This window comes from Pseudobdellovibrionaceae bacterium (assembly GCA_020635075.1).
Taxonomy (GTDB): Bacteria; Bdellovibrionota; Bdellovibrionia; order Bdellovibrionales; family UBA1609; genus JADZEO01.
Window position 1 is genome coordinate 470,124 of record JACKAM010000003.1, and the last position, 22,424, is coordinate 492,547.

A 22,424-nucleotide genomic window follows, 5' to 3' on the forward strand; every position below is an offset into this window, starting at 1 on the left:
GAAAAATTAGTTGAGCCGCCGGTGACTCCCCTGCGGGATCTGGCGACGGACTTCCTGGATTCTTTGAGGATCGAGGCTCACACACAGAACTGAAGGGCTTTCCGCCTCAGCCAGGTCCCCTATCACCTCACCCCATGGTCCAATGGCGAGACTGTGCCCCCAAGTCTCCCGACTTTCGCCCTGTTGATTCTGATGGTGGCCACCCTGAGCCGGGGCCAGGACATAGGCCTGGTTTTCGATGGCACGAGCGCGTAGGAGAACTTCCCAATGCGCCCTCCCCGTTGGCACCAAAAAGGCGGCCGGAACGGTGATCAAATCGACCCCTTGCCGGGCGTACTGACCATACAACTCGGCAAATCGCAGGTCATAGCAAATACTCAGTCCAATCTTCCAACCCTCAATTTCAAGGACCGCCCCATCACTCCCGCATTTGAAGTCGTCCGATTCGCGAACCGGAGGGACCCCCTCCACGTCCACATCGAAAAGGTGGATTTTGCGGTAGACTACTCGGAACTTTCCATCCTTGCTGAAGTGTAAGGTGGCATTCACGCACCTCCCATCTTCGCGTGTAGGAGTCGTCAGCAAAAGATCACAGGACTGCTCTCGGCAAAAGGTTTGAAGTCGCCCGACCACTGAGTCAGTCAACTCCAGGGCCTTAATCTCTCGCTGTCGATTAAGCCTCAAAAAGAGAGTATTCTCCGGAAGAACAATCAAGCGAACCCGCTGTTGGGCAACAGCCATTTGCAAACCCGCAAAAAGTTGAGCCTCGTTACTATCAGGACAATCTGTTGAGGTGAGTTGCACCAGGGCAACCCGCATTGGTTGTTGAGCCATGAATCTCAGTCAGCCTCGGTCAATACGGCTTCCGTGATGTCTGATTTGGCAGTGATATCTTTGCAGGTCCAGGAAGCTGCCTCTAGGTTGCCTTTGATGTTGTTCATCACCCGCATACAGCTGCTGTTGTTGATTCCAGACCCAACAGATCGATCCACGCCACCCTTAGTGTACAAGGTCTCGCAACTCTGCGTATCTCCGGATTCAACTTCGACCCGAATGGTGCGAACAATTTTTTTGTTACGACAGAGAACATAGGTCTGACGATGTTTTGCACCCTCAGCCAATCCCGCTGAGAGAAGCACAAAGACCAGGGCCCCAATCCATCCGCCGGTTCTGCGCACGTTCACCATGGATTGAGCCTAGCAAAGCCGACCTCATATCTCAATCCCAATCTCCCCAGCCTAGCCGGAAAGCCAATAAAAAAGCCAGTCTTGAGACCGGCTTTTTAAAGTTCAAATTTTGATTACTTCTTTATTTGCGAGCTGAGGCTTTCTTCTTTTTGCCACCCGCTTTTTTGGCGGCTGCCTGCTCAATCAATTTGACGTTGGAATAGTCCAGAAAGCCCTCTTTGGTGTTGAGGCCATCTTGCTTATCAAAGTGAGTCTGCATACGAACACCCTGAACACGGATCTTCAGAGCTCCCTTGTCGATTTCCAGAACAGTTCCTCGCTTACCGCGATCAGCACCAGCAGTTACTTCAACGGTGGCACCCTTCTTAATCTTCAACTTCATTTCTTTTCTCCTTTACCTTCCTGGCTGAGCTGGCGCTTGATCCGCGCTTTAACGGCTAGAGCGCGCTTTGACAGGGCTTTGTCAGGCTGGTTGAGGATAAAGGTATCGAATCCACCCATATGCTCCATGGAGCGAATAGCGCTTGCAGCCACTTTCAAACTAACAAGGCCATTTAGGGCGCGGCTAAATACACGTTTTTGCTGAATATTTGGCAAAGAACGAGATTTGGTCTTAATGTTGGAATGGCTCACCAGGTTCTTCACCACGGGGCCTTTTCCTGTCAGCTCACAGCGAGACATCTCACACTCCTATCCACCAGAGTCCATCGCAGACTTTGAGAAAGATAACCTATAGACAAAAAAGGCCCTTGTTGGCAACCCATTTCTATCGTATAGAAGGGGCTTACCTTTAGGTAAAGGCCGAAGCCTTGTCTGAAGAGGACCTCGAAAGGGGTTTCGATGCGGGCTTCGACATCTGAAGAAATTAAATAATTTCAATAGCTTACAGGTGTACCATGCTAAAGAAAAATGTTCGTACCAAATATCGCGCTGAATTTCCTGGTGATTTTCACTTCGATTACAAAGACCCCGTCACTCTCAGCCGCTTCCTGATGGAAGGTGGGAAGATCATCCCTTCCCGCATCAGCAAGCTGAGCGCTAGCCAGCAGAAATCTGTAGCGGCTGCGGTGAAGAAAGCCCGTAATTTGGCTCTGCTTCCCCAGGGAACAGATGCTTACGATGCTTATTATCGCGTCGAGACCATCTCTCCTAAGCCGTTTGAGATTTAAGCCTTAAAAAGAGTTGAGCCTTTTTAAGAACCAGAAACACCGGGCGCAGGTCGTCCGGTTTTCTTGCGCAAAACGCAGCGCAACCAATCTGTAATGGTCGCCAGAATCAGCAGGGTAAATATGATTTCCGACACACGATGGAAGAGGGTGCCTTCCATTCCCATGATTCTTAGCTCGGTAAATGGCGTTTCCCAGTAGGCAAGCCTCATCAAAAACATGGGCAAAGTAATGACCCAAACGTGAACATGGGCCAGCCAAAACGTCGGCAGGGTCCATTTCTCCGGCCATCGCCAACTCATCAGGACGATGACGATACCGGTTGTGAAAAAACCAATCCCTGCAAACACCCCGGCCCATCGTGGGTCCTCAAGGTTTTTGAAAAGGACCACGGCAATGAGAGAACTCAGAATCTCTAGGATCAAGAATAGGACAAAATTTCGTCTTCGCACCCCAAACCCCTTTTGTTGCTGCGGGTTCCGCCTTAGTGCCTCTACTGGTATTTGTCGCAATTGATCGACAATAGCATATGTTCCCAGGCGACTGTCCGCTGCAGTCCCGTGGCCCCAGGGAGATTTTTGAAAAGACCCTCGCGGAACTGCTCCCATGCCGGCTTACCATACATCTCGACCGTTGTGCGTTTTAAATTACAGTAAAGGAGCAAATCGGGAGGCTCCAGCCAACCGAATTTCTCATAGTAGCTGGTCGGCGGTTTTTCACCCCAAGCCAGGCGGGCCAATAGGTCCAAGGATTCCCAAAGAGTTTTGCGCACCCGATTGTCGGCCCCGGCCTTGCTCTTACACTCCTTGGGAACGGACTCCAAATCGCGAACTAGAGCTTTAAGACGGGCAAAGAGCTCATAGCAACCTCCAGGACTGTTGCTTACCTTGCATTGCCGAGTCAGGAATTCATAGTCCGTCGTCTCAGTGGTTTTGTCTTTGGGATCAAGAAAGACAAATCCCGTTTGGGACTCCTTGAAAATCTCCATCTGTGAATCACAAATAGTATGGGGCGGATCCATCAAAATAATGAGAAAGATTCCACCACCGATAATGAGGGTGGCGAGAATGTTCTTAGGCAGATTCGCCAAAAAACGGTCAAGCATCGTGATCGAATCATCTCACGGCTTGACCGCAAGAACCATATTTTTTAGGGTGCACGGGGTTGCGGGGCTTCCAGCCCTTTTGTAACCACACCGCTTTGTCTGAGGGACAAAAATAGATCTGATAGGTGTCGAGCTTATAGACTTTGGCAATTTGCACCAAATTAATGAAGGCTTCTTTGAGACTTTCCTTGCGGCTTTCACCTGAGCGATTCAGGGTGAGTTCCAAGTGTTGTCGGGACTTGTCCAACATCCGCGTCAGGTGAGGCTTTTGATCCTTGGCGAGAGAGGTTTTCTGGGTGGCCCTTTTAATTGCCAATAAGACTAGACGAATGTTCTCGTCCACCTTCTTTTCGTTGTGACTCACGCAAGCCACATGGAGATTGTTGGTCGTCTTGAGGAGATTATTGAGCTCCGACTTGAGAGCTCCCGAAATGGGGATTTTTCCGTACTTCCCCCTGGCAGCAACCGAGTGAGAGCTGGTCAGATACCCCACTCCCAGGAGACCGACCAAGAAAACCCGCCATAATAAGGGACTGCCTATCAACTTTTTCCCCACGCCACCCGCCGTGGCCCTTAAGCAAAACCAAAGTATCCTTATTTTCGCGCTGTTCCCCGCCACATGCAAGCCCCCTAGTCTTTGGTCCCTCAACCGAGCAATTGGGCCCTTGCGGAGAAGCAGAACCACTACCCAGCCTACTTCATTTTTGATCCGCAGAACTGTGGCTCGCCTTTGTCCGGGAATCAGTCCGATTGCCGAGCCATTCCCGTGAATCCGAATCCTCCACCGTCGCGCATGGGCGTATCCGAACTGCGGCAGCACGCTGACGCAGTCCGAAGACGCGCCTGCGGCCGAAAGGTGCGTGAGGATTTACGGTGAATGGTCGGCAAAGGACCTGATTTGCAGATAAAGGATTCTGTGGATCAACAATTAAGTGGGCAATTTTCAACGAAGCAGGTGGACCCTTTTCACCAGCCAGATTAGATAAAAAAAGCCGGACCTAAGGTCCGGCTTTTTTGTGTTTCACTTTTCAGGAAACATTAGAAGGTCATCTTACCTTCCAACATGAACTGGTTGTAGTTGTCTTCCATAGTGGTGTTCTTGAACTCATCACCAGGAGTGAACATGCCCAGGCGAGCAGCGATGCTAAATCCACCCTCATACTTTTTCATGACTTCAACATCGATCTCTGTTCCCAGAGCGTCCTCAGTGGCGCTAGCTCCACCCCAGCCAGAACCATTGGCCCCAGTGGCGGCAGCAGAAGCCTTCTCAGTTTGAGAGAAGATCACATACTGAGCTTTAAGAGTCATCTCTTCCATCAGGTCCATGCTCCAGCCCAACTGCATGAAAGTCAGGTTACCAAAACCGTAGATGTCCATCCATCCGGCTTTGTCATGCTTTGTGTAGTAGAAAGCATCGTAACCTTCGTCCTCATTAGCAGTGTTCGGATCGTCACCGGTGTCAGTGTGGTACAGGAAGGAAACACGGCTGTTCATCATGTCAGGCATGCTGTAACCAACCTCAATATCCATCATGCTACCAGAGTTGTCAGTTGTGGAACCGGCAGCGCCCTCTTCTCCAGAGTTCACAGCGTAGGTGGCGCGGTAGTCGATGTTGTTCATGTCACCAGACAGGACAAAGCCGTAGCGCATCTTGCTCTCACGAGCGAGACCTAGACCTGTTGCTTGGTCAACATTGGTCTGCAACACATGGATGTGAGCCATCTTCAGCCACTCAGGCAGGTTCTTCCAGTCCATGGCGAAACCGTACATGTTGATTTCAGGGTCAGAGGCAATTGTTCCAGCAGTACCTGCCAGCTCAGCCACCTTCACACCAAACATGTTGAAGCGAGCAAATTCTTTGTCATAGGTGAACAACACACCTTCAAAGGCGTTCTGTGTCGCTCCCCATGCATTCAAGCCAATCACCCGCTCATCAGCCATGGGCAAGCCGCCACGACCAAAACGGATCAGCAGCTCGTCTGTGGCCATCCATGAACCATAGGCCTCGTTAACCAAAAGCATGTTTTGGTTATCAGCAATACCAGTGAGGTTACCAATACCATCGTTGGTTGCACCGGCTCCGAGGTTTGCACCCCACTGAGCAGCGTGAATCAGGCCCAAGTGAGCTGTAAGCTTCTCACCGGCACGGAAAGTTGAGCCCCAACGGAAGCGCTGGTCCCACTTGTTAGTAGAGCTGGGGTTTGCATCGGCGTTACCATCTTGATCTTGGTCAAGGGTGTAACGAAGACGAAACTCAGCATTGTGACTAAAGTCAGCTCCTTCAGCAAAGGCAGTGCTTGCAACACCGGCCAGAGCCAGAAGCGCGATAAGCTTTTTCATGCAGTTTCTCCTTGTTGTAATCCTATTGATTAATTCTTGTTGTGTTTTCTTTATGTTTTGTTTTTTAGTTCTGTTTTCCCATCGTTACTGTCAGCGAATTGCCAAAGCCGTTCCCACTTCCCTTAAGGAACTTGATCTTCATCTAGCAACGCGCTTAGCTAATCGTAAAAATTTCCCTTAGGAAAAGGCAACCTATTTCCGCGGATTTAGCCTGATGCATCATGCTGTACTCATTGACAGTTTTGACGCTTTACCCTACTAACCTGGAGACCAAAGTCCTGAAAAGTCGGGGAGTAGCGCAGTCTGGTAGCGCATCTGCTTTGGGAGCAGAGGGTCGCAGGTTCGAATCCTGTCTCCCCGACCATCTTTGACTTAACCCATTGAAATCATTAAATTTTTTCTTGGTCGCAAGCTTTTTGCGACCACTTGCGACCCAACTCAACAAAATCATTTTTCCTAAAATCACTTCGTACCACTCACCACTTCATAATTTCCCCACCTCTTGCTCACAACTTCGGACAATGCCGATGCCCTTCTCTGAGCATAAACCAAAACACTATTCATGTTCTTGTTACCCAAATGCTGTTTAGCAACTGCCAAGTCACCCGTCTGATTATACAAGGCTCGACAACCACCATGTCTCATGATGTGAGTCCCTGTATAAGACAAATCCGCCATTACAAAAGCTTTATCATAAGCTCTTTGAATTTGCCGATAGGTGAACCAATCACCTTTAGGGGTTTGAAAAAGTGGCCTATCTATTTTCCAAAAATCAGGAATCAAACTCAATGCCGTAAAACTTTCAGGTAACAAAGGTTGCTCTTTGAAGCCTCCAATGTACTGACCATTTTTGAGTCCACCTTCGCAGGTGGGCTTCCCCGTATCCTTTGTCCATTTTAAACCACGACTACAAACAAAACGACTTTTTGGTCGGTTATTCTGATCAATTTGAAAATCAGTTCCGTAAACCGCTGCTGCTTCAGAAATTCTCAAAGCCTGAAAATACTGAAGTGTCGCCATGATCGCAAAAACACCACCATTAGCAGTGTACATGAGTTTTTCCCTGAACAAATAAAATTCATCTTCGGTAAGTTCCGGTGTGATCTTTACTGAGGTCTTTCCGAGAAGTGCCTTTTTCTTATGACGCTTTTTTATAGGCGAAATAAAATTGGCATCTTCATCAAAATATTCCTCATAAAATCTCAAGATCGTAACGAGCATCTCAAATTCATGCTCGTAACTTTCTCTACGAATATCTCTTTCAGATGAAATTAATTTGTTTAACCACTCGTCAATCACTTGTGGCTTAAACTCATCCATTAAAATGGGGTAAAGGATTGGTAAATTTCGGTCCATGATTCGCTCATATCTTTTTTGAGTAGAAGAAGCTAAAGTCTCAACATGATTTTTTTTAAACTCATTAACAAGATTGCCAAAAGTCATACCTCCTAATTTTGAAGACCTTTTTGCAAGTTCTTCAAGGGAGCCAAAAGCATCACCTGTTTTAGCACCTGAGTCCTCGCCCTGTTGCCACAAAATAGCTTCGGACAAATCACTAAACATTTGCTTAACTCTTCTTCTTTTCCCATTGACCTCAATGATAGTTCTTCGAACATCATATTTCTTGCCATTTTTGGGGTCTGCATATCTCTTCCCATTCCAAACATAAAGCCGCAAAATTCCTGTCTTCTTCGGGACAGGAACATAAATACGGTCTTTACCTCTATATTTTCTATCGTCAAAAGTATTGTTCATACACGTCTCCTTTGCTGGAGCCACGCATGAACTTCTACTGCTGGAAATCGTACAGATCTTCCAATCTTACAAAACGGCAAATCTTCATACTTCATGAGTTTATTTACAAAACTTGTTGAAATATCCCAAGCCTTTGCCACGCCTTCTTTTGTAAGCAGGATGGCACAAACATGATTGCGAAAACGATGACTCCTCACGAGCTTTAAAATATCGTTTTCTGAAACTCCCGTTTCATAAGAAATTTCCTTTAGTCCACAAACCAGATTGTCAAAGAGCGTAGAGTCCTTCTCCGGCAAAGCCACCACTCCTCCTGAGTGCGCATCAACCATAACATTTCCCTCCTGGAAATCAATAAATCATTCTTAAAATAACAGTAAAAATAGGCGCTTAAATCGCTTTTTCAGCCTTGGTTTGAGCGAATAATTTGCGATCTTTAAAAGACCTAAATTCCATAAAACTCTCATCCTGTTTTCTCTAATTTTTAATAATTTTCTTTAAAATTTTTCCTATCCATACCAGTCCATTTGAAATGGACTCTTCTTCCTCCTCACAATCTTCAGACACCTCTTCAAGCTCCTCTGAAGCCTCCTCAAGAGCTCCCAGACCTACCATTAGTTCATCTTTTGAATCCGTCACATTTCTATCCATCACTTCTCCTCCTTTAGAGCTTTTAAAATAGCCTTATTGGACTGGATCAGCTCATCAATGCTTAAATTTAAACGATTTTCTGCCTCTAATAAGGTCTTGGTTTTAAATAAAGCCCTTTTTAAATTCACGCTCTCACTTCTTTCAGTTTTTAATGCAACGAGAACCTTATTTTGATGCCGAGTGACCTCCCTAATTTTCTTTAGCCTCTTACAAGGGCTGGAACAACCCACTAAAACTAAAGCTCCAATTACTACTGCCTTCATTTCGTCTCCTGCTGAATAGAGTTTTGATCTAGCGTTTTATTTTCTGGCTTTGATTTTTTGCTGCCTTTAAAACGGGTGGTGAGCTTTTTACTTAAAAATGTTTCTAGTTCAGCTTCAGCTCCACTTACCCCGAACTCTTGGCAGACTTCTCCAAGGGCTTCTTTTAATCCTTCTGAAATGCGCTGACTTCTTAATGTAGAAATCAATTCTTTGGGAAAATTCATAACGGCAAATGATAAAATATCGCCTTCATTGTATTTGTTCTTTGTTCCGCCTCCTTGATTAATCTCATCCTTAATTTGCTTTAATCTTTCATTAGCCTCTTTGGTTATGCTTTTTCCTTGGGCTTTGCTTTTCTCAACTTTCTTTGTGGATTTAATGTTATTTGTACCATCCATAGTTTTCTCCTGTTTATCGACTTAATCCTCTTGATTTTTCTTTTCTGTTTATCTCCATTTTTTCTGCAAGCCTGTTGACTTCCTTTACAGTAAGCTCATCAAAACTTTCGAGGTGTAAACGAAGTTCACCATAAGAAACCCCTTTGTGATTTTTGTTTAAAGGCCCATAGTTTCTAAGTAACCACTCTCTAGCAATACTCCTCTCATCACTTCTACCTGACTTTACTCCAAAAAGATCACACTCAAATTGTTTTAAAATTTCTGAACTTGTAGATTTTAAAAGACTACTTAAAAGCTTCTTTCGATCCTCTAAAATTTTCCGTTGTGCCTTCTTAAAATTCTTATGAAGCTTAAGGGGCTTAAATTTTATGTCATCCATGACTTTTCCTCCTTTTCTAACGATCTAAATTCCTTTCTTTTGATAAAAACTCTTTCTTCAAATACTCATCAAACTCTTGAACCGACCAACGATTCTGTATCACAAGCTCTTTAGTCTCAGTTTTGTTTTTATTCTTCTGTTGGTCTTGAGATCCTCTATCTTCAAACCAAATCAATCTTACTTTTTTAAAGCTGGATAAAAAGTCAGACCTTTGCGACAACCACTTTTCTAATGGCTCTAAGGGTACAGTTACCGAAATGGGAGCTGCCTGCATTTTTAGCAACCTTTCCGATGATTTTGACTTTAAAAAATCAATGGGTGAGGCAAATATATAAAGTTCATTTTTTTGACCAGATATGTTTATAAAATCAGATTTTAGCCCCTGAGATCGACGTGTAAACCAATTTCCTTTGGGGCTTTTATAATAAGTTATGCTCTTTGACCTATCTATTGATGGATAAAGTTTAAACCTTTCCTTTTCATAGGCTTTAAGCTGCCCTAGCCTTGAAAGTTCATACAAAAGTGTTCGACTCATTTTTTCTTGGGCCGCCAAAGCATTCAGTATTTTTCTATCTTTTTTGCTCTTAGAGCGATTGGGAACATAGAAGGATCTAAAACTCGGCTCAGGAATTTCTAAAGCTCTTTTCATTTTTGAAAAATCCTTTATCTCGCTCAGCCTATGAATTGTGTTTAGATAGTCTTCTCTATTGAGGTTAGATGCAAACTCAATCAAACCACCGCGTGTGTTATTTTTTTCGTTTTCCCAAATATTTTCTTTTATTCTTATATATTCGCGCCCACTTAACCTTTTGTAGCCATCTTGTTCATTCACCAGTGGTATGGAGTTCTTTTCACAGAATTTTTCAATACTTGATTTTTTTAACTCTTCTAAAGTTTTCTCTGGAATAATCAGATCCTTAAGTTTATTTTCTGGAACCCTAAACTCTTTTTCATCCTTTGAAAACTTGTGATATTCTCTGTAGTTTTTGTCTTCAATACTCTTAGGATCTTTAACACCGAAACTAATCAATGACTCATCATTGGCCTTAAAGCTCTTAACTAAACTATCAAAGTCATATTTGGCCCCAAGCCCCCTGGCCCTACGAAACCGCGAATTACCAGGGTACAGATAGGAAACTGTTTGCCCTTTGATTTTTAACTTAATACCAAAAGCTCCGTCTAAATAGGCTGAATACTCATCAAAACTAGTGGCAACTGACATGGAAAACTTTAGTTTTTCCTTTAAGTCTTTTACCTTTGAAAAGCCAATTCGACTTTCAATGCCTTTTACTTTGTCTGATTTTTTATCCCACTTCTCTCTGGAATGCTGTTTTATAATTGACAAACCATTCTCACGGGCCAGCTCATCGTTAATATCTTTAAGTTTATGAAAGTGCTCGAACTTATTTTTAACTCTTTTCCCACATTCACTATGGACTGGGTTAACCATGATATGATTGTGGGTTTTTCCCGTATCTGTATGAGTGACCACCGCAAAGTCATGCCCAGGAAAGTATCTAGATACCAATTGATGGCCCAATTTGTTGAGCCTTAAAGGGTCCACTGACTGACTCTCTTCAGGCCCCCAACTTTGAATAATGTGGATAGCCTGGTTAACATCTTCCTTACCATGAAACTTCTGCGTGGCTAAAAACATCTCTGAAACAAAGTTTTCAGTGCAGTTATTAAAACTCACAGGGTCATCTAGCTCTCTATGTTCAAAAATATAGTTCTCAAGAGCTTTAGCATTCTTACGAAATTTGATCTTTATATTAGACACAGTGCTCGCTCACCTTTACAAGAAGCTCATTAGAAATTTGAATAAACTCCTTAAGCGCCTTTTCCGGTACAGGTCGCCCCAAATGAGAGTTTTTGGTGAGCTGATTTAAGTTATTGGCCACACCTCTATATATGCGGACAAACTCTTTATACTGCGCTGGCGTCATTAAGATCTCAGTGGGCAATCTTCCAAAGTAACCTGCTTTTAATATTGTAGGCAAAGTTTGTCCCAGGATTTTTGAGTCCTCTAGAATCTTTTGATACTCCTTGGGTGTAAACCTAACTGTGGTTCTTAGCTTAGACGGATCTAACTCCAATTCTTTCAAACTTAATTGTTTCGCCTCCTGCGCCATTAGTTTTTCCTCCTGAAAAAATAAATTTTTAAATCTTGTAACCTGACTTTACTCCTTAAACCTTCCTAATATTTATTTCTCATCAGTATTAGCTCTTTTATCGACCCATTATTAACTTTTTGAATCCCGTCGTGTTTCGCAAGCATGGACACTGACGTCAGAGTCCCAAAGCTTGTTGGGGGAAACCCCCAATCCCCCGTGCCCCTTCGGGCACACAACTTACAAAAATTGCCATGAAAATGAATCATCTTCCCATCCTCCCCAGTCCATTTAAACTCAAGGCTGCGTTAGCTGTGGCAGGCACAATATCTGGCACATGGTCTTCGGCATTGTCCGATAAAATCCCTCTGGCAAAATAAAGGGCTCCACCAGATACAGCAATAGCCGATGCCATTTGAAGCCAAAATATGACTGTATAAAAATAATAAGCGTCCTCCATTATCATTTGTGCTGACAGCAACGAGAAGGAATCTGACAACTGACCCATATTTTCTAAGACTGAGCCCGACGCCACAAAGTTCGTCATCAGTTGATAAAGAAGGTTCCAACAAAAAGGCCACCCAATGGTCACTGAAGAGTAGGCCACAGCCCACCAAAGTAAGATTTTCCAGTTCATGGCGATCACCATAAAAGCGAGAAGTGGGGCAAAACCAATTAAAAACATTTTCACTAAGCCTTTAATCATGGGAGCCTTTCTTTGAAGCTCATTGAACTCTCTGGCTTTATCTACAGCTAAAGAAGCCCCGGCAATGGAGTCATTATTATTGGCTCTTGATAGACCTTCAAAGGACTTTAGTTTGCTCAAATATTGAATAATACTTCCGAATGTTCCTGGAATTTCAGAACCCTTTTTTATACCTATTCCGTTTTGTCTTTGACTGCGATAAAAGTTTAACAAGCGGCTGGAAATTTCTAAATTTGTCATCATAGAAGCAGAGATTTTTCGCTCTAAACCCGATTCATTCAAAAACTTTTCATATAGTGGGGCCTCTGAAATAGATTCTTCATAAAGAGCTTGATTGACAGAAAATCTTAAATCATTGCATGTGTAAGTGCTGCCATCTTCTCTTTTAAACTGAATTTGAGAGTAGATTTCAGTAATTTTGTCAGGAAGCCTTGCCGCCGAATGAAGTTTTCCCAACCAGTCTTCGTTTCTATTTTCTTCGGGAAGATTATCCAGCATTTTCCACACACACTCAGTAGAGTACATCTCTAGCTTTTCTCTTAATTTTGGACTTTCAATTTGACTAGCGCCCGCATAAAGAAGACTTTTATAAAAAAAGTTGGGGGCTTTTAAATTGGAGTGATTTTCTGCCATTAAGTAGTCCACAAGCTTTGTGGTGCCCCAACCAATTTCTTCGATAGTGCGTATCATGAGATCAAAAATAAAGCTTACTTGGTAATCTTTATCATGTTTGGAAAGTCTATCCATCAAATAGGGGTTATCTCGCCAAGTCTTACGGTCATAGTTTTTTACATCCACCGTTGATCCTATTTTTAAGAGCGAGACTGCTATAAAAAAGCAAATGATGAAATTAAAAAATTTAGAAAGACTCACATATCTTTTTTCAAAAAATGTTCCCGGCAGATGTCTTGAAAAGTATTGAATCCCAATAACGAGTAAAGTCACGGCGGCTATGAATATTAAAAGAGCTCTAAAAAATTCATTGCTGGTCAAAAACTTTGTTAAGTTTGAGTGTAAATATACTCCTAACGAAACAAAATAAGCATCGTAAGCTGTTGAACTAAACATATCTCATCCTTATCTCAAGCACATAAATCCATCGCTACAGTCGAAAAATGTTTCTTGCATTTTTTGTTTACTCTTTTGTCCTGCCTTTCCCTCTAAACTAAAACTGGCTTTTTCTTGGTGGTAAAATTCTCCCTCGCTGGCTATGCGGCCTAGGACTTTATTTAATGGCTCATTTTTTTGCTTTTCCAAAAAAATTGTAGTTTCTAGGTTTTCTTTTAAGGCCCTTCGCTTACTGTCCAGCTCTTGGCGACGATTTTTAGGTAAGTTGGGGTTTTGAGAAGCAATCATAAGCAGATCCAGGGATTTATTGGCATCTGTCGCCAAACTGTGAAGAGCTAAGACACTAGATAACTTTTCCACCGCTGCTTCTCTTTTAAGGTGAGGCATCTTGTACAGAGAACGAATTATTTCAAGGTTTAATAGTTTTTTCTCAGTGCTGCCGCTTACATTTTTTAAATCCCTTTCTTTTACAACGCGTCCAAGGGAAGTGCCTTCTTGCCTCTTTATTTTTTGAAACAATTCATTAAGCCTTTTTCTAATTTCCTCTCGGCGCTCTAGGTAGTACATCCTTGGACTTACTCCCTTACCACCAGGACCGAAATCCACCTTAAAACTGCCTTTAGCGACAACACTGTCACCCACAAAGGCTTTGGTCACATCTACCACTCTTTTAGCTTCACTTCCCTTAAAGCCCATCCACTGGGCACTGGATTCAATGAGTTTATTAACCTGGCTTGAACCTCCTCCTTGTCCCGACCAGTTAGCCATATCGTAGTTGTAAGAACTTCTCCCACAGGCATCTAATGCGGCTCCAGCATCACCTCCAGAAGCTCTCAGTTGTTTGTTAAAACACTGCTGTCTTGACATTTCCCAGTCGGACACACGGGAGTCGATGTACTTATTTATGGCCTGACACTGATTCATACGAAGCTTCGACAATAGGCTCGCATTTAGACGACTCGATTTTAAAATCGAACATATTTGAGGAGACCAGTAGCAAGTAAGGAGCATGAAAGAGGAACTGGCCAGATCCTTACCAATTCTTTTAAATGTGCGCTCGTTTAGTATATTTTTTAGAGATCCCGCCAGAGTTTTATGTATATTAATTTCTCCGCACGAGCCTGTGGAAACTCCCAGATCCACGTCCAGTTCTAAGATTTGATAACCTTGAAATGAGCGATCCCTGTTTTCACCATTTTCTTTAAAAAAGTAGTCTTTAGACGAAAAAGAACCACTGTCCTTGTAACTAAACTCCTGTCCAAAAATCATATCTGGATAGAGAAAAAATAAAATAATTAATAAACCTCTAGGCATCCTGCCTCCCAAAACCCTAACATTCTGTTTGTGTGTTTTTTATACTACCTCGACAATCCCATTTTCTTTTTAAGACTTTCCATCTTGATTCCGATGGCTTTCGCACGGTCAGCTCTTTTAACAGATTTTTCGATTTGCTTGATTTCACGATCTCGTTTTAAAGCTGCCTGTTCTATTTGAGGTGAAAGAAAGTCCTTTAAAAACTGCTTTTCGTTGTGCATGGAACTGGTAATTTTCTCAATATAGTCTTTAATAATCCAATCCTCTCGATCTTGTAGGCTAATAGTTTCAAATCCACCTTTTACAATGGCCCGACCCTCAAGGTACTGGTCATATTTAACTGCTGCCTGTCCACTGGCTCGATTAAGAATTGAGGTCAAATCAAAGTCCTTACCCCTTGATTCTGAAACAACATTTAAAAACTCTCTTTTGTTCATTTTGTCGTTTCTTAGCATATAAGAAATAGTTCTCACTCGTCTTTTTGTAGCATCATTTAAACCCATAGCTTTTTCCTCCTTAAAATTCTATTCAATTCCATGTGGATATTTCTCAGAAAGCTCTTTAATAGCCTCCAGGGCGTCTCCTTTGTGTTTTTTAAGTCCTCTAAAGGCCTCGGCCCCCTCTTTAATATTTGTGGGCAGCAACCAACGCTGTGTAGGGGATTGGATATATCTCAGTACCGTTTTTTGACCGTCCACAGCTTTAATATAAATTTCAGAGTGTTTTCCCCTGACTGTTTTAAGTGAGCGGATCACTGTTTGGTCGAACTCATCAATAATCTCTGTTTTTTTCATCAAAATACTAAGATTCTCATCACTCATGGCTGTGAAAGCAAAATACCTGGCGGCCTTAGCACAGGCCTTACACCCTGGCATATCGGCGAAGGCCTCCGGATTACAAGTAGCGGGAAACAACCACAATCCGTCCTTACGGCTTTTTTCACTAATGCTTTCGATAATGTCTTTAAACATAGGCACACCTCTATCGAGATCAGCAATTTCATCTAGAATTAAAATCGCTTCTTTATCTTCATTTTCTGGCAATAGTCTGATTTGTCTAATCTGCTCAAAAATGGACAAAAAGTTTAAATCCCTTGAAACGGGGTCCATCTTTAAACCCTCTAAATCAAAAAGATAGATTCCCTTTCCATAACGAGCAGTGTCTTCTCTTGGCCTAAAAGAAGAATAAGCACCATCACCTCTAAAAATGGCAAGTTTTGATAAAAGATCTTCAATTTCATGGGTCAGGTTTTCAAATTGTTTTTCACCGGGGAGAAGGGCCAACTCGTTACAAATTTCATCCACATTGACAAACACATTGGCGTCCATTTCTCCTTCTACTAAATTTCCATCCACAAAACTTAAACCGATGGCTCTTTTCTTTTTCTCTAAGGCCTGTTTTATTGATTTGTAAATGGCTTCTTGCAGCTCACTCTCAATAACAAAACTCGGTGAAGTGAGTTCGACGGCTGTCTTTATCCAATTTTTAAGAAAAAGTATTTTTTCTTTGTCATAGACTCCTCTAAAAGGCGATGAGGGAGATACTTCTCCCATCTTAAATTTATTCACCTCGCCGCCAAAAAACTTAGTCAGCATAGCGTAGCTGGTTTTCATTTCGATTATAAAAATCAAATACTCTTTTTCGGGACGTTTTGCGGCTATCATCAGATCACCAATAAAAGAGCTTTTTCCTGATCCACTATCTCCAAATAGAATGCAGTGAGAACTTATAGACTTAAAAAACGAGAAGTTCAGTAAATTTCCCTCGCGCGACTGGAAAATCTGCATAAAATCGCCAAACCCCTTACAGGAATCAAACACGGGTAGTAATGCCAACAAGTCACGGGACATCACGGGAAATGAACGCTGAAAAAGAGCATCATTTTTGGGTGTATAACAAAAGGGAAGTGTGGAATACCACAATGCCAGTCCAATATCTTCTTCGATAACACAATGGGCATCAAACTTTTCTATGGCAAGCCTTATAACTTCATTGGCTCTATTTTCCACCTCTTCTTCTGTACCACCTTCAACAATGACCGTGTAAGAAAGCCAAATGGCCTGCTCATCATAGGCCATCTTTTTCTTAACCTCTTGAATCTCTTCAAATTGTCTTTTAGAGCTCTCAGCAAAACTGTTTTTTAAACTAAATTCCTTGAGGTTTAGATACATATCTACTTTTGATTTAGAAGGCTTTACCAACTGCAGGGAGACCCTTAGTGGGAAAGGCAAGCTCATAAACCATGCACTCATAGAGGGGTACTTTATTCCTGGTACTTTAATAGAAACACTGCGAGTAAACCCTAAGTCACCACAACGCCCCCGCCAGTCTACACTCACTCCTTTGTGGACAATCTGTTCAGATAAACTGTAGGCCATATTATAGTTTGGAGTTTTTAATATAGATGACTGGGAGCCATAAATCTGATCCTTTACAAGTGAAATCACTTCATTTGCGCTTAAACGCTCTAGTTTTAATGGCGACAGGGATTCAAATTGAGATAGAGTTTTTTCTAAAGCAGATTTACGTTGAGTGTATCTCTTAGTTTCTTCATATAAAAGCTTTTCCGTTGATCTTGGTAAGTGATCTCTTAGAGTTTTGCCTTCTTTTTTTTGCGCTTGTCTAACCAGAAGATATCCCTTTCTCTTAAAAATGGGATAGTCAGATTGGCTATTAGATAAAAGGGTCTCTACCTTTTTATCGTGTAGAAAATCAGCTAATGAATTGTGACCACTATATTTCTCACAACTTAATTTTTCTTTGATTTTTCCTGGATGAAGTTTGTTCTGTTCAAAAATAACTTGCAATTGATATTCACTCGGTAGAGTTAGCCAAGATTTTAACGAACCTTGAATATCACCGAGTTTTTGAGCCGACATAAGTTCGTGCTCTACAAGGTCAAAACTATAAATCACACCCAAGGACTCATCTTTAAGGACAACAATACTTCCATCCTCTAAAAACTCTTCATAGGGAAGCTTTTTAGCCAAGCGATCTGGAACCGAGAAAAGATCCAAAAGTTCAGAGTTTTCAATGTTCTTTTTAAATAAATTTTCAAGTTGTTCTGCTATATTACTCATACTTACTTTCCTTGAATCTTTTTAATCATTGGATCATTAAAAACCATGTCCGAATCTTCAATAATTAGTGACACCCATGACTGGTGCATCCATGCACCCCCTTTTAAAAATCGTCCACTCACACAAACAGTCTCTACTCTTTGTTTTTTAACTGAAGGCAAATACTGCGGAGCCTTCACAGGTGGTATAAAGAGAGACCTTTTTTCTAGCTCATTTGTACTTTTTTGTGAGCTACTACAACCCACTAAACTAATTGAAAACAGAAAAGCTATAGTCAAAACCTTCATTTTCTTCCTCCTTCCCATCAAAAAATTCATATGGTAATTTCACTGAATCTTTCATAACGATATAAACTTTTCTTCCAGAGTTAACACTGAGGGTGGGTAGTAGGTTTTTAGCCTGCCTCATTAAAAAATCGGCAACCATTGTCGCACTGGAAGCCGCTCCTCTTTTTACCACCACGTCGGCTCTATCAGGATCAGCACCGCCTACTCTTTTGCTTTGCCTGGCTATGATGTCTTCAGCTCCCTCTAATAAGGACTTGATAAAAGAATATTCGGCAAGCCTAGTGACGTTGCTGCGAAAAAGCCCTTTAACACCAAAGTTGTTATCAAGACTGTCCGTACCCCAGCCATTAATCTGTTTCTTTTCAAAATAACGACCCGATTGACTAAAGCACCCCATAGATTCCGGCTGAATCTCAATGTGCCTCGTAGACATTACTGTTGACGCTTTGGCCACCATGAGACAGCCTACTAGAGAGAGTCGTTTTTTACTGGCCATTGTATAAGCTTGGTCTAATTGTATTAAAATCGGATAGGTGGACTGTTGAGGTATTTCGGCCCCCGCTATGATGGTTCCCAATGCCCAGCTCCCTACGCCCAAAACTACTCCAGGTTCTTCTTCTTTAGTTTTTGACTTTACTGGAAAAACAAGTCTTGAGTGACTCAGCCTCTCTTTAATTCTTTTCCTCTTCTTTTTTATAGGCTTGCTGCTTTCAGTAATAGGAGCACTATGTTGAGCCTCCCTAAATCCATCTAGTGGAGATTTTGAAAATCCAATACTTGAATCTGTCTGAGAATTTTTAGGATTAGCATCGACATCATTACTTTTTGTTTCAGTAACAGCTTCTTTTTGATTTTTTTCACTTTCTTTTAGCTTTTCTCGTTGAGAAATCTGCAACATCTCTTCTCTTAATTGCTCTAATTCAAAACGAAGCTTTTTGTTTTCTTCTTTGATGTCCTTTCTAGCTTGCTCCAGTAAACCCAACTTACCCTGATAGATAGTTTTATAAGGATTTTCTAAAATACCTTCCTGTTCAAAGTTCCTCTTGTTATTGGGGTCAAAAACATAGGTGACTTTTTCATTGCCTTTACTTAATAGATAGATCAAAAGAATGGGAATCACCGTAGCTAGAGCGATCATTCTTCTTCTATCGCCCTTTAACCAATCTAGAAAAATCTTGTAACGGGACTCCAACTCACTTTTTATAACTTCAATATTCATAATTTTTTCCCCTCTGGCTTTGGTTTCAAATAAGTTTTCTGAACCACTTGCTCGCCTTTTTTACAAATATGAGCCTTTTTAATATGAACATTGCCATCAGCTACTATTTTTAAAGTCGCCTTGTTAGAACCATACTTTTTTGGCACTAGCCTATAATTGGTGCTGTGTGAGACTATAGATCTATTAAGATCCTGCCCTTCAAAGAAGACTTTGGGTAATTGAAGAGCATATTCATATTTTCCCGAAGTATTCATCATTTGAATCACGTAGGCTTTAGTTTCTGGTCCTTCATAGACTTTTTCCACATAAGCCTTAAGGCCCCAATACCCACATCGAATTTGGCGACGAATCTTTTTTTCCTTAAATCCTAAAAGATGAGCCCCAGCAATTAATGAGCCCATGACTTCTAGATCTGTAACCTTTAACTTCCCCTTGATTCTTTTTGCGCCAAGGGTTTGTTTGGGAACAAATTGATACTCTTCCACGGTATACTTAGCATTGGAGATAATTTTTGCCTTGACTTTAATCACCTGACCATCAACAAGTGTGAATAGAATCTTTTGTTGACCACTTTTAACCATGGGAGTGATGCTCAGCCTTGAGTAATTGGGATCATTTTTATCCTCTGGAGTTATTAGGAATTTACTTTTATTATTGATACTTTTTACGTTCTTGGGAAAAACAAAGGTGATACTGTCAGCTACCAAGTCTCTATCGCTATCCACAAAAGGAATGGTCACTGAAACAGGTCTGGGTCCATATTCTACTCTTTCTGCAAAAACTTTTTGAGTCCCAAGGAGAAAAGTCATTATACATATTAAAGTTTTTAAAAATTTCACTTAAATTCTCTCCTTTCCTAGTTAAAAACCTTGTTGTTTTTTGATCGGCTTTGATGATCATAAGAGCTTGCCGAAATCCGTTTCATATCCTCGATCTGTAGGCCCCAGGTGTTTCTATCGCGAGGAGCTACAATTTTTAGCCTCATGACGACGTACTCGTTTCTGGCCTTCATTTTTCGACCTCTCAAGGCACTAAAGACCTTGATAGGGGCCGTAGCTCTAAACCACCCGTTGCCATCCGGTTCTATGGTTTTCTCACCATTCACCTCAATATATTCACTCAAGCCCTCTTTAGTGATGTGATCAATGACGGGCTCCGTTTCTAAATCAAACTTGATTCTAAGAGATGGGCTCATATGAGACTTAAGCATTTGATAATGTTCTTTGACATTTGAGGGGCCGACATTTCCCAATAAATCCAAAAAATGAACAAAAGCCATATGCACTCGCCCTGGGGGAAGGGTTTGTGGAGCCACCTCTGTGATTTCTTTTACTTCAGCCGGAACCATAAGGTAGTGCTTAAGCTTTAACTGTTTATTCAGATCAAGAGCGTAAAAGATCAAAGCGACGACAAGGGCTGCTTCCACAACTGCAACCAATTCTAAAGTGAGCCTACTCTTTGCCACTGCAGCCTTCAACCCCACATAACCTGCGGCCTTACTAATATCCACGCCATTTACAATATGTTTTGGTGGAGTGAGCAGTTTGCCTGCCTCAAATCCTTTTTCCAGTCCGCCGATCACTTGTCCTCCTAAGTTTTTAGCCGCTAAAAGGGGGGCTCGAAACCACCGAGCCGTCAAAAAGGGGATTCGATTCCCTCGAACCCCTAAAATACGTCTTAAAGTCACCTTCTTAAGCTGAATGAGTTTTGCCAACACTTTCTTTAGATAACTCTCAAGAGTATTTAAACTTTGCGAATACTTCATATCTATCTCTCTAATGCCACTCGCTTAGTGGTGAACTCCATTTCAAGCCCCAAGGATCGCAAACGCTCATTACTAATTTGACAAATATGCTCTTTGTCCAAATACATATCTAGTGAGTTGCGATTAAGATTGGCCTTCACTGAACCCGCACGGAAAAATCGCTTTTCTTGTGTCTCTCCTGTACATCGTAAAGTGATCTTTGACTTCTCTAGGGAGTCTTTAACCTGCTTTTCGCTCACACCACCACCGGGGCGACGATTAAGATCTACCCCTACATGCTTATGTAAAAAGGATTCATTCATTGAAATGATATCGTTTTTATTGAGATAGACGTTCAGTGTGCCCTTTTGCTGATTAAAAGTGACATCATAGGGCTCTACCACTTTTTTTCCTGCAACTTTTCCAGTGACAGGAACCTCTACACTTTCGATTTTAAATTTTTTGTTATCCATGCATGACCTCCATATCTGCATTATTACTTTTTTCTTCACTTTCTATTGCTAGTGACCTCACCTGAAACCCACAGTCCACGGCAGAAACACTAAAATAATAATTGAGTTCCACCCACTGCTCTTCTGGCTCCATGGTCATTAAGACTTCATTTAGCCTTTCATAATTAAAATTTACCTCCCTTTCTCCGGATAAAAATTGTTCTCTTAAGATTCCTAAAGTGGAATTACTGATATGTAGATGTCCACACTCACTACATTTTAAAGTTGGTGTGTGATAAACCAGCATACCTTCAAAGTCCCGACCACTTTTCCAGTACACTTCTATCCCTGATCTCACAGATTTAAGCTGAGCACTCTCGCACCTTTCACACCTTTGGGACTCTAAAATAAATTTTTGCCAACTCTTTGCTTCCATTCACTTCCTCCTAAATTACGCCGCAAATCTTCCTGACTTGGGGGGCCTTACAATTCCCGAAAAATTAAGCCCAAATATTTTGTATAATTTTTGAACCACCACGCCTCTTTCATAACGACTCCTAACTGCAGGCCAAAACCCCCAAAGACCAATCAGACAAGTCGTCAATAAGAATGGATTTGTAAAAATAATACCAAAGTAAAAAATGAGCCCAATGCCTAGTAATGCCTCTCTAAACTCCAGGTAATCAAAAACCATTATAGGTTTGGCTATGGTCTGACAGATATTTTCACTATGATTGTAACGATTCTCTTCTAGCCTATACATAAATAGGCTCCCTATGTGTCATTTCAATACTTGAAAAAATGGTGCCCTTATTTAGGGTCTTTAAGTCTTTTACGAACTTTGGAACCACTAGAATAAAAATTGCAGCAATCAGCGCTATAATAAATAAGACAATTTTTTGCTGAATAAGTGCCCAAGTGGACCAGAATAAAAATATTCCACCAACAAGGGGACTACCCCAACCAAATAGAATCGTGTCAAAAGTCTTAAGTAAACTTGAAGCGGTTTCAAACTGTCCACTCAAATCATCTCCGCTCAAATCAGCACCCCAACTGCGGGAACTTACAAGCACTAAGCCTAAGAGGAACAAAAAAACCCACTTGGGATTGTTATTGTTGGTTAGATCTCCCGTCTTGATCCATTCCTTTGAAAAATAAGGTGATGTAACTACGTTTTGTCCTTCCATGAACACTCCTTTCCT

The 22,424-nt window shown here is 41.8% G+C and carries 28 protein-coding genes and 1 tRNA gene; 2 read left to right on the plus strand and 27 right to left on the minus strand.

Annotated elements, in window-relative coordinates:
- Window positions 1-6: 6 nt before the first annotated feature.
- The 4 genes from H6624_16705 to rpmB all read right to left on the minus strand — a co-directional run bounded on the left by H6624_16705 (window position 7) and on the right by rpmB (window position 1,868).
- Window positions 7-834 (minus strand): carbon-nitrogen hydrolase family protein, encoded by an 828-nt coding sequence (locus H6624_16705; protein MCB9085987.1) that lies wholly within the window; start codon window positions 832-834, stop codon window positions 7-9.
- Window positions 835-839: 5 nt separating this feature from the next.
- On the minus strand, window positions 840-1,187 hold the full coding sequence (locus H6624_16710) for a hypothetical protein (GenBank protein ID MCB9085988.1): 348 nt from the start codon (window positions 1,185-1,187) through the stop codon (window positions 840-842).
- A gap of 121 nt (window positions 1,188-1,308) precedes the next feature.
- On the minus strand, window positions 1,309-1,569 hold the full coding sequence (locus H6624_16715) for a KOW motif-containing protein (GenBank protein ID MCB9085989.1): 261 nt from the start codon (window positions 1,567-1,569) through the stop codon (window positions 1,309-1,311).
- Window positions 1,566-1,868 carry a 50S ribosomal protein L28 gene (gene rpmB / locus H6624_16720; protein MCB9085990.1) on the minus strand — a complete coding sequence of 101 codons (303 nt, stop codon included), beginning with the start codon at window positions 1,866-1,868 and terminating at the stop codon, window positions 1,566-1,568. The genes H6624_16715 and rpmB overlap by 4 nt, the downstream gene beginning before the upstream one ends.
- A 215-nt stretch (window positions 1,869-2,083) precedes the next feature.
- On the opposite strand from rpmB, the gene rpsR reads away from it, so the two are divergent.
- The gene (gene rpsR / locus H6624_16725; GenBank protein MCB9085991.1) at window positions 2,084-2,356 is read left to right on the plus strand and encodes a 30S ribosomal protein S18; all 273 of its coding nucleotides are present in this window, start codon (window positions 2,084-2,086) and stop codon (window positions 2,354-2,356) included.
- 23 nt (window positions 2,357-2,379) lie between these two features.
- Here rpsR and H6624_16730 read toward each other — a convergent pair whose 3' ends face one another.
- From H6624_16730 to H6624_16745, 4 genes are all read right to left on the minus strand, one after another.
- The gene (locus H6624_16730) at window positions 2,380-2,805 is read right to left on the minus strand and encodes a hypothetical protein (GenBank protein MCB9085992.1); all 426 of its coding nucleotides are present in this window, start codon (window positions 2,803-2,805) and stop codon (window positions 2,380-2,382) included.
- Between the two features lie 41 nt (window positions 2,806-2,846).
- A complete protein-coding gene (locus H6624_16735; protein MCB9085993.1) occupies window positions 2,847-3,458 on the minus strand; it encodes a hypothetical protein in 612 nt (203 codons plus the stop codon).
- Between the two features lie 10 nt (window positions 3,459-3,468).
- Window positions 3,469-3,969, minus strand: a complete 501-nt coding sequence (locus H6624_16740; GenBank protein ID MCB9085994.1) for a hypothetical protein — start codon at window positions 3,967-3,969, stop codon at window positions 3,469-3,471.
- A 527-nt stretch (window positions 3,970-4,496) separates the two neighbouring features.
- Window positions 4,497-5,798 (minus strand): alginate export family protein, encoded by a 1,302-nt coding sequence (locus H6624_16745; protein MCB9085995.1) that lies wholly within the window; start codon window positions 5,796-5,798, stop codon window positions 4,497-4,499.
- Window positions 5,799-6,085: 287 nt separating this feature from the next.
- On the opposite strand from H6624_16745, the gene H6624_16750 reads away from it, so the two are divergent.
- Window positions 6,086-6,162: transfer RNA gene (locus H6624_16750), tRNA-Pro, on the plus strand.
- A gap of 98 nt (window positions 6,163-6,260) precedes the next feature.
- Here the strand turns inward: H6624_16750 and H6624_16755 are convergent.
- The 19 genes from H6624_16755 to H6624_16845 form a co-directional block, all read right to left on the minus strand.
- On the minus strand, window positions 6,261-7,553 hold the full coding sequence (locus H6624_16755; protein MCB9085996.1) for a hypothetical protein: 1,293 nt from the start codon (window positions 7,551-7,553) through the stop codon (window positions 6,261-6,263).
- Window positions 7,550-7,882, minus strand: a complete 333-nt coding sequence (locus H6624_16760; GenBank protein MCB9085997.1) for a helix-turn-helix domain-containing protein — start codon at window positions 7,880-7,882, stop codon at window positions 7,550-7,552. The genes H6624_16755 and H6624_16760 overlap by 4 nt, the downstream gene beginning before the upstream one ends.
- Window positions 7,883-8,027: 145 nt before the next feature.
- Entirely contained in the window at window positions 8,028-8,201 is a 174-nt protein-coding gene (locus H6624_16765) for a hypothetical protein (protein MCB9085998.1), read from the minus strand.
- Complete coding sequence (locus tag H6624_16770) at window positions 8,201-8,464, minus strand: hypothetical protein (GenBank protein ID MCB9085999.1); 264 nt, start codon at window positions 8,462-8,464, stop codon at window positions 8,201-8,203. Before H6624_16770 ends, H6624_16765 begins: the two co-directional genes overlap by 1 nt.
- A complete protein-coding gene (locus H6624_16775) occupies window positions 8,461-8,862 on the minus strand; it encodes a hypothetical protein (GenBank protein MCB9086000.1) in 402 nt (133 codons plus the stop codon). Before H6624_16775 ends, H6624_16770 begins: the two co-directional genes overlap by 4 nt.
- A gap of 13 nt (window positions 8,863-8,875) precedes the next feature.
- Window positions 8,876-9,241, minus strand: a complete 366-nt coding sequence (locus tag H6624_16780; GenBank protein MCB9086001.1) for a hypothetical protein — start codon at window positions 9,239-9,241, stop codon at window positions 8,876-8,878.
- Window positions 9,242-9,257: 16 nt separating this feature from the next.
- Window positions 9,258-11,021, minus strand: coding sequence for a relaxase/mobilization nuclease domain-containing protein (locus tag H6624_16785; protein MCB9086002.1), 1,764 nt, complete (start codon window positions 11,019-11,021; stop codon window positions 9,258-9,260).
- Entirely contained in the window at window positions 11,014-11,373 is a 360-nt protein-coding gene (locus H6624_16790) for a hypothetical protein (GenBank protein MCB9086003.1), read from the minus strand. The genes H6624_16785 and H6624_16790 overlap by 8 nt, the downstream gene beginning before the upstream one ends.
- A gap of 244 nt (window positions 11,374-11,617) precedes the next feature.
- A complete protein-coding gene (locus tag H6624_16795; protein MCB9086004.1) occupies window positions 11,618-13,126 on the minus strand; it encodes a hypothetical protein in 1,509 nt (502 codons plus the stop codon).
- 9 nt (window positions 13,127-13,135) lie between these two features.
- Window positions 13,136-14,440 (minus strand): hypothetical protein, encoded by a 1,305-nt coding sequence (locus H6624_16800; protein ID MCB9086005.1) that lies wholly within the window; start codon window positions 14,438-14,440, stop codon window positions 13,136-13,138.
- 44 nt (window positions 14,441-14,484) lie between these two features.
- Window positions 14,485-14,943 (minus strand): hypothetical protein, encoded by a 459-nt coding sequence (locus tag H6624_16805; protein ID MCB9086006.1) that lies wholly within the window; start codon window positions 14,941-14,943, stop codon window positions 14,485-14,487.
- A 21-nt stretch (window positions 14,944-14,964) separates the two neighbouring features.
- On the minus strand, window positions 14,965-17,520 hold the full coding sequence (locus H6624_16810) for a hypothetical protein (protein MCB9086007.1): 2,556 nt from the start codon (window positions 17,518-17,520) through the stop codon (window positions 14,965-14,967).
- 2 nt (window positions 17,521-17,522) lie between these two features.
- Entirely contained in the window at window positions 17,523-17,807 is a 285-nt protein-coding gene (locus H6624_16815) for a hypothetical protein (protein ID MCB9086008.1), read from the minus strand.
- Entirely contained in the window at window positions 17,770-19,026 is a 1,257-nt protein-coding gene (locus tag H6624_16820) for a hypothetical protein (protein MCB9086009.1), read from the minus strand. Before H6624_16820 ends, H6624_16815 begins: the two co-directional genes overlap by 38 nt.
- Window positions 19,023-19,865, minus strand: coding sequence for a hypothetical protein (locus H6624_16825; GenBank protein ID MCB9086010.1), 843 nt, complete (start codon window positions 19,863-19,865; stop codon window positions 19,023-19,025). Before H6624_16825 ends, H6624_16820 begins: the two co-directional genes overlap by 4 nt.
- Before the next feature lie 17 nt (window positions 19,866-19,882).
- Window positions 19,883-20,791 carry a hypothetical protein gene (locus H6624_16830; GenBank protein ID MCB9086011.1) on the minus strand — a complete coding sequence of 303 codons (909 nt, stop codon included), beginning with the start codon at window positions 20,789-20,791 and terminating at the stop codon, window positions 19,883-19,885.
- Between the two features lie 2 nt (window positions 20,792-20,793).
- On the minus strand, window positions 20,794-21,243 hold the full coding sequence (locus H6624_16835) for a hypothetical protein (protein ID MCB9086012.1): 450 nt from the start codon (window positions 21,241-21,243) through the stop codon (window positions 20,794-20,796).
- Window positions 21,236-21,658: a hypothetical protein gene (locus H6624_16840; protein MCB9086013.1), complete on the minus strand. Its 423-nt coding sequence runs from the start codon at window positions 21,656-21,658 to the stop codon at window positions 21,236-21,238. Before H6624_16840 ends, H6624_16835 begins: the two co-directional genes overlap by 8 nt.
- 319 nt (window positions 21,659-21,977) lie before the next feature.
- The gene (locus tag H6624_16845) at window positions 21,978-22,409 is read right to left on the minus strand and encodes a hypothetical protein (GenBank protein MCB9086014.1); all 432 of its coding nucleotides are present in this window, start codon (window positions 22,407-22,409) and stop codon (window positions 21,978-21,980) included.
- Window positions 22,410-22,424: the final 15 nt, after the last annotated feature.

Excerpts from the sequence above, each read along its gene's own strand:
- H6624_16705 (MCB9085987.1), bottom strand. The coding sequence starts at position 834 with ATGGCTCAACAACCAATGCGGGTTGCCCTGGTGCAACTCACCTCAACA.
- H6624_16710 (MCB9085988.1), bottom strand. The coding sequence starts at position 1,187 with ATGGTGAACGTGCGCAGAACCGGCGGATGGATTGGGGCCCTGGTCTTT.
- H6624_16715 (MCB9085989.1), bottom strand. The coding sequence starts at position 1,569 with ATGAAGTTGAAGATTAAGAAGGGTGCCACCGTTGAAGTAACTGCTGGT.
- rpmB (MCB9085990.1), bottom strand. The coding sequence starts at position 1,868 with ATGTCTCGCTGTGAGCTGACAGGAAAAGGCCCCGTGGTGAAGAACCTG.
- rpsR (MCB9085991.1), top strand. The coding sequence starts at position 2,084 with ATGCTAAAGAAAAATGTTCGTACCAAATATCGCGCTGAATTTCCTGGT.
- H6624_16735 (MCB9085993.1), bottom strand. The coding sequence starts at position 3,458 with ATGCTTGACCGTTTTTTGGCGAATCTGCCTAAGAACATTCTCGCCACC.
- H6624_16745 (MCB9085995.1), bottom strand. The coding sequence starts at position 5,798 with ATGAAAAAGCTTATCGCGCTTCTGGCTCTGGCCGGTGTTGCAAGCACT.
- H6624_16755 (MCB9085996.1), bottom strand. The coding sequence starts at position 7,553 with ATGAACAATACTTTTGACGATAGAAAATATAGAGGTAAAGACCGTATT.
- H6624_16760 (MCB9085997.1), bottom strand. The coding sequence starts at position 7,882 with ATGGTTGATGCGCACTCAGGAGGAGTGGTGGCTTTGCCGGAGAAGGAC.
- H6624_16765 (MCB9085998.1), bottom strand. The coding sequence starts at position 8,201 with ATGGATAGAAATGTGACGGATTCAAAAGATGAACTAATGGTAGGTCTG.
- H6624_16770 (MCB9085999.1), bottom strand. The coding sequence starts at position 8,464 with ATGAAGGCAGTAGTAATTGGAGCTTTAGTTTTAGTGGGTTGTTCCAGC.
- H6624_16775 (MCB9086000.1), bottom strand. The coding sequence starts at position 8,862 with ATGGATGGTACAAATAACATTAAATCCACAAAGAAAGTTGAGAAAAGC.
- H6624_16780 (MCB9086001.1), bottom strand. The coding sequence starts at position 9,241 with ATGGATGACATAAAATTTAAGCCCCTTAAGCTTCATAAGAATTTTAAG.
- H6624_16790 (MCB9086003.1), bottom strand. The coding sequence starts at position 11,373 with ATGGCGCAGGAGGCGAAACAATTAAGTTTGAAAGAATTGGAGTTAGAT.
- H6624_16795 (MCB9086004.1), bottom strand. The coding sequence starts at position 13,126 with ATGTTTAGTTCAACAGCTTACGATGCTTATTTTGTTTCGTTAGGAGTA.
- H6624_16800 (MCB9086005.1), bottom strand. The coding sequence starts at position 14,440 with ATGCCTAGAGGTTTATTAATTATTTTATTTTTTCTCTATCCAGATATG.
- H6624_16805 (MCB9086006.1), bottom strand. The coding sequence starts at position 14,943 with ATGGGTTTAAATGATGCTACAAAAAGACGAGTGAGAACTATTTCTTAT.
- H6624_16810 (MCB9086007.1), bottom strand. The coding sequence starts at position 17,520 with ATGAGTAATATAGCAGAACAACTTGAAAATTTATTTAAAAAGAACATT.
- H6624_16815 (MCB9086008.1), bottom strand. The coding sequence starts at position 17,807 with ATGAAGGTTTTGACTATAGCTTTTCTGTTTTCAATTAGTTTAGTGGGT.
- H6624_16820 (MCB9086009.1), bottom strand. The coding sequence starts at position 19,026 with ATGAATATTGAAGTTATAAAAAGTGAGTTGGAGTCCCGTTACAAGATT.
- H6624_16830 (MCB9086011.1), bottom strand. The coding sequence starts at position 20,791 with ATGAAGTATTCGCAAAGTTTAAATACTCTTGAGAGTTATCTAAAGAAA.
- H6624_16835 (MCB9086012.1), bottom strand. The coding sequence starts at position 21,243 with ATGGATAACAAAAAATTTAAAATCGAAAGTGTAGAGGTTCCTGTCACT.
- H6624_16840 (MCB9086013.1), bottom strand. The coding sequence starts at position 21,658 with ATGGAAGCAAAGAGTTGGCAAAAATTTATTTTAGAGTCCCAAAGGTGT.
- H6624_16845 (MCB9086014.1), bottom strand. The coding sequence starts at position 22,409 with ATGGAAGGACAAAACGTAGTTACATCACCTTATTTTTCAAAGGAATGG.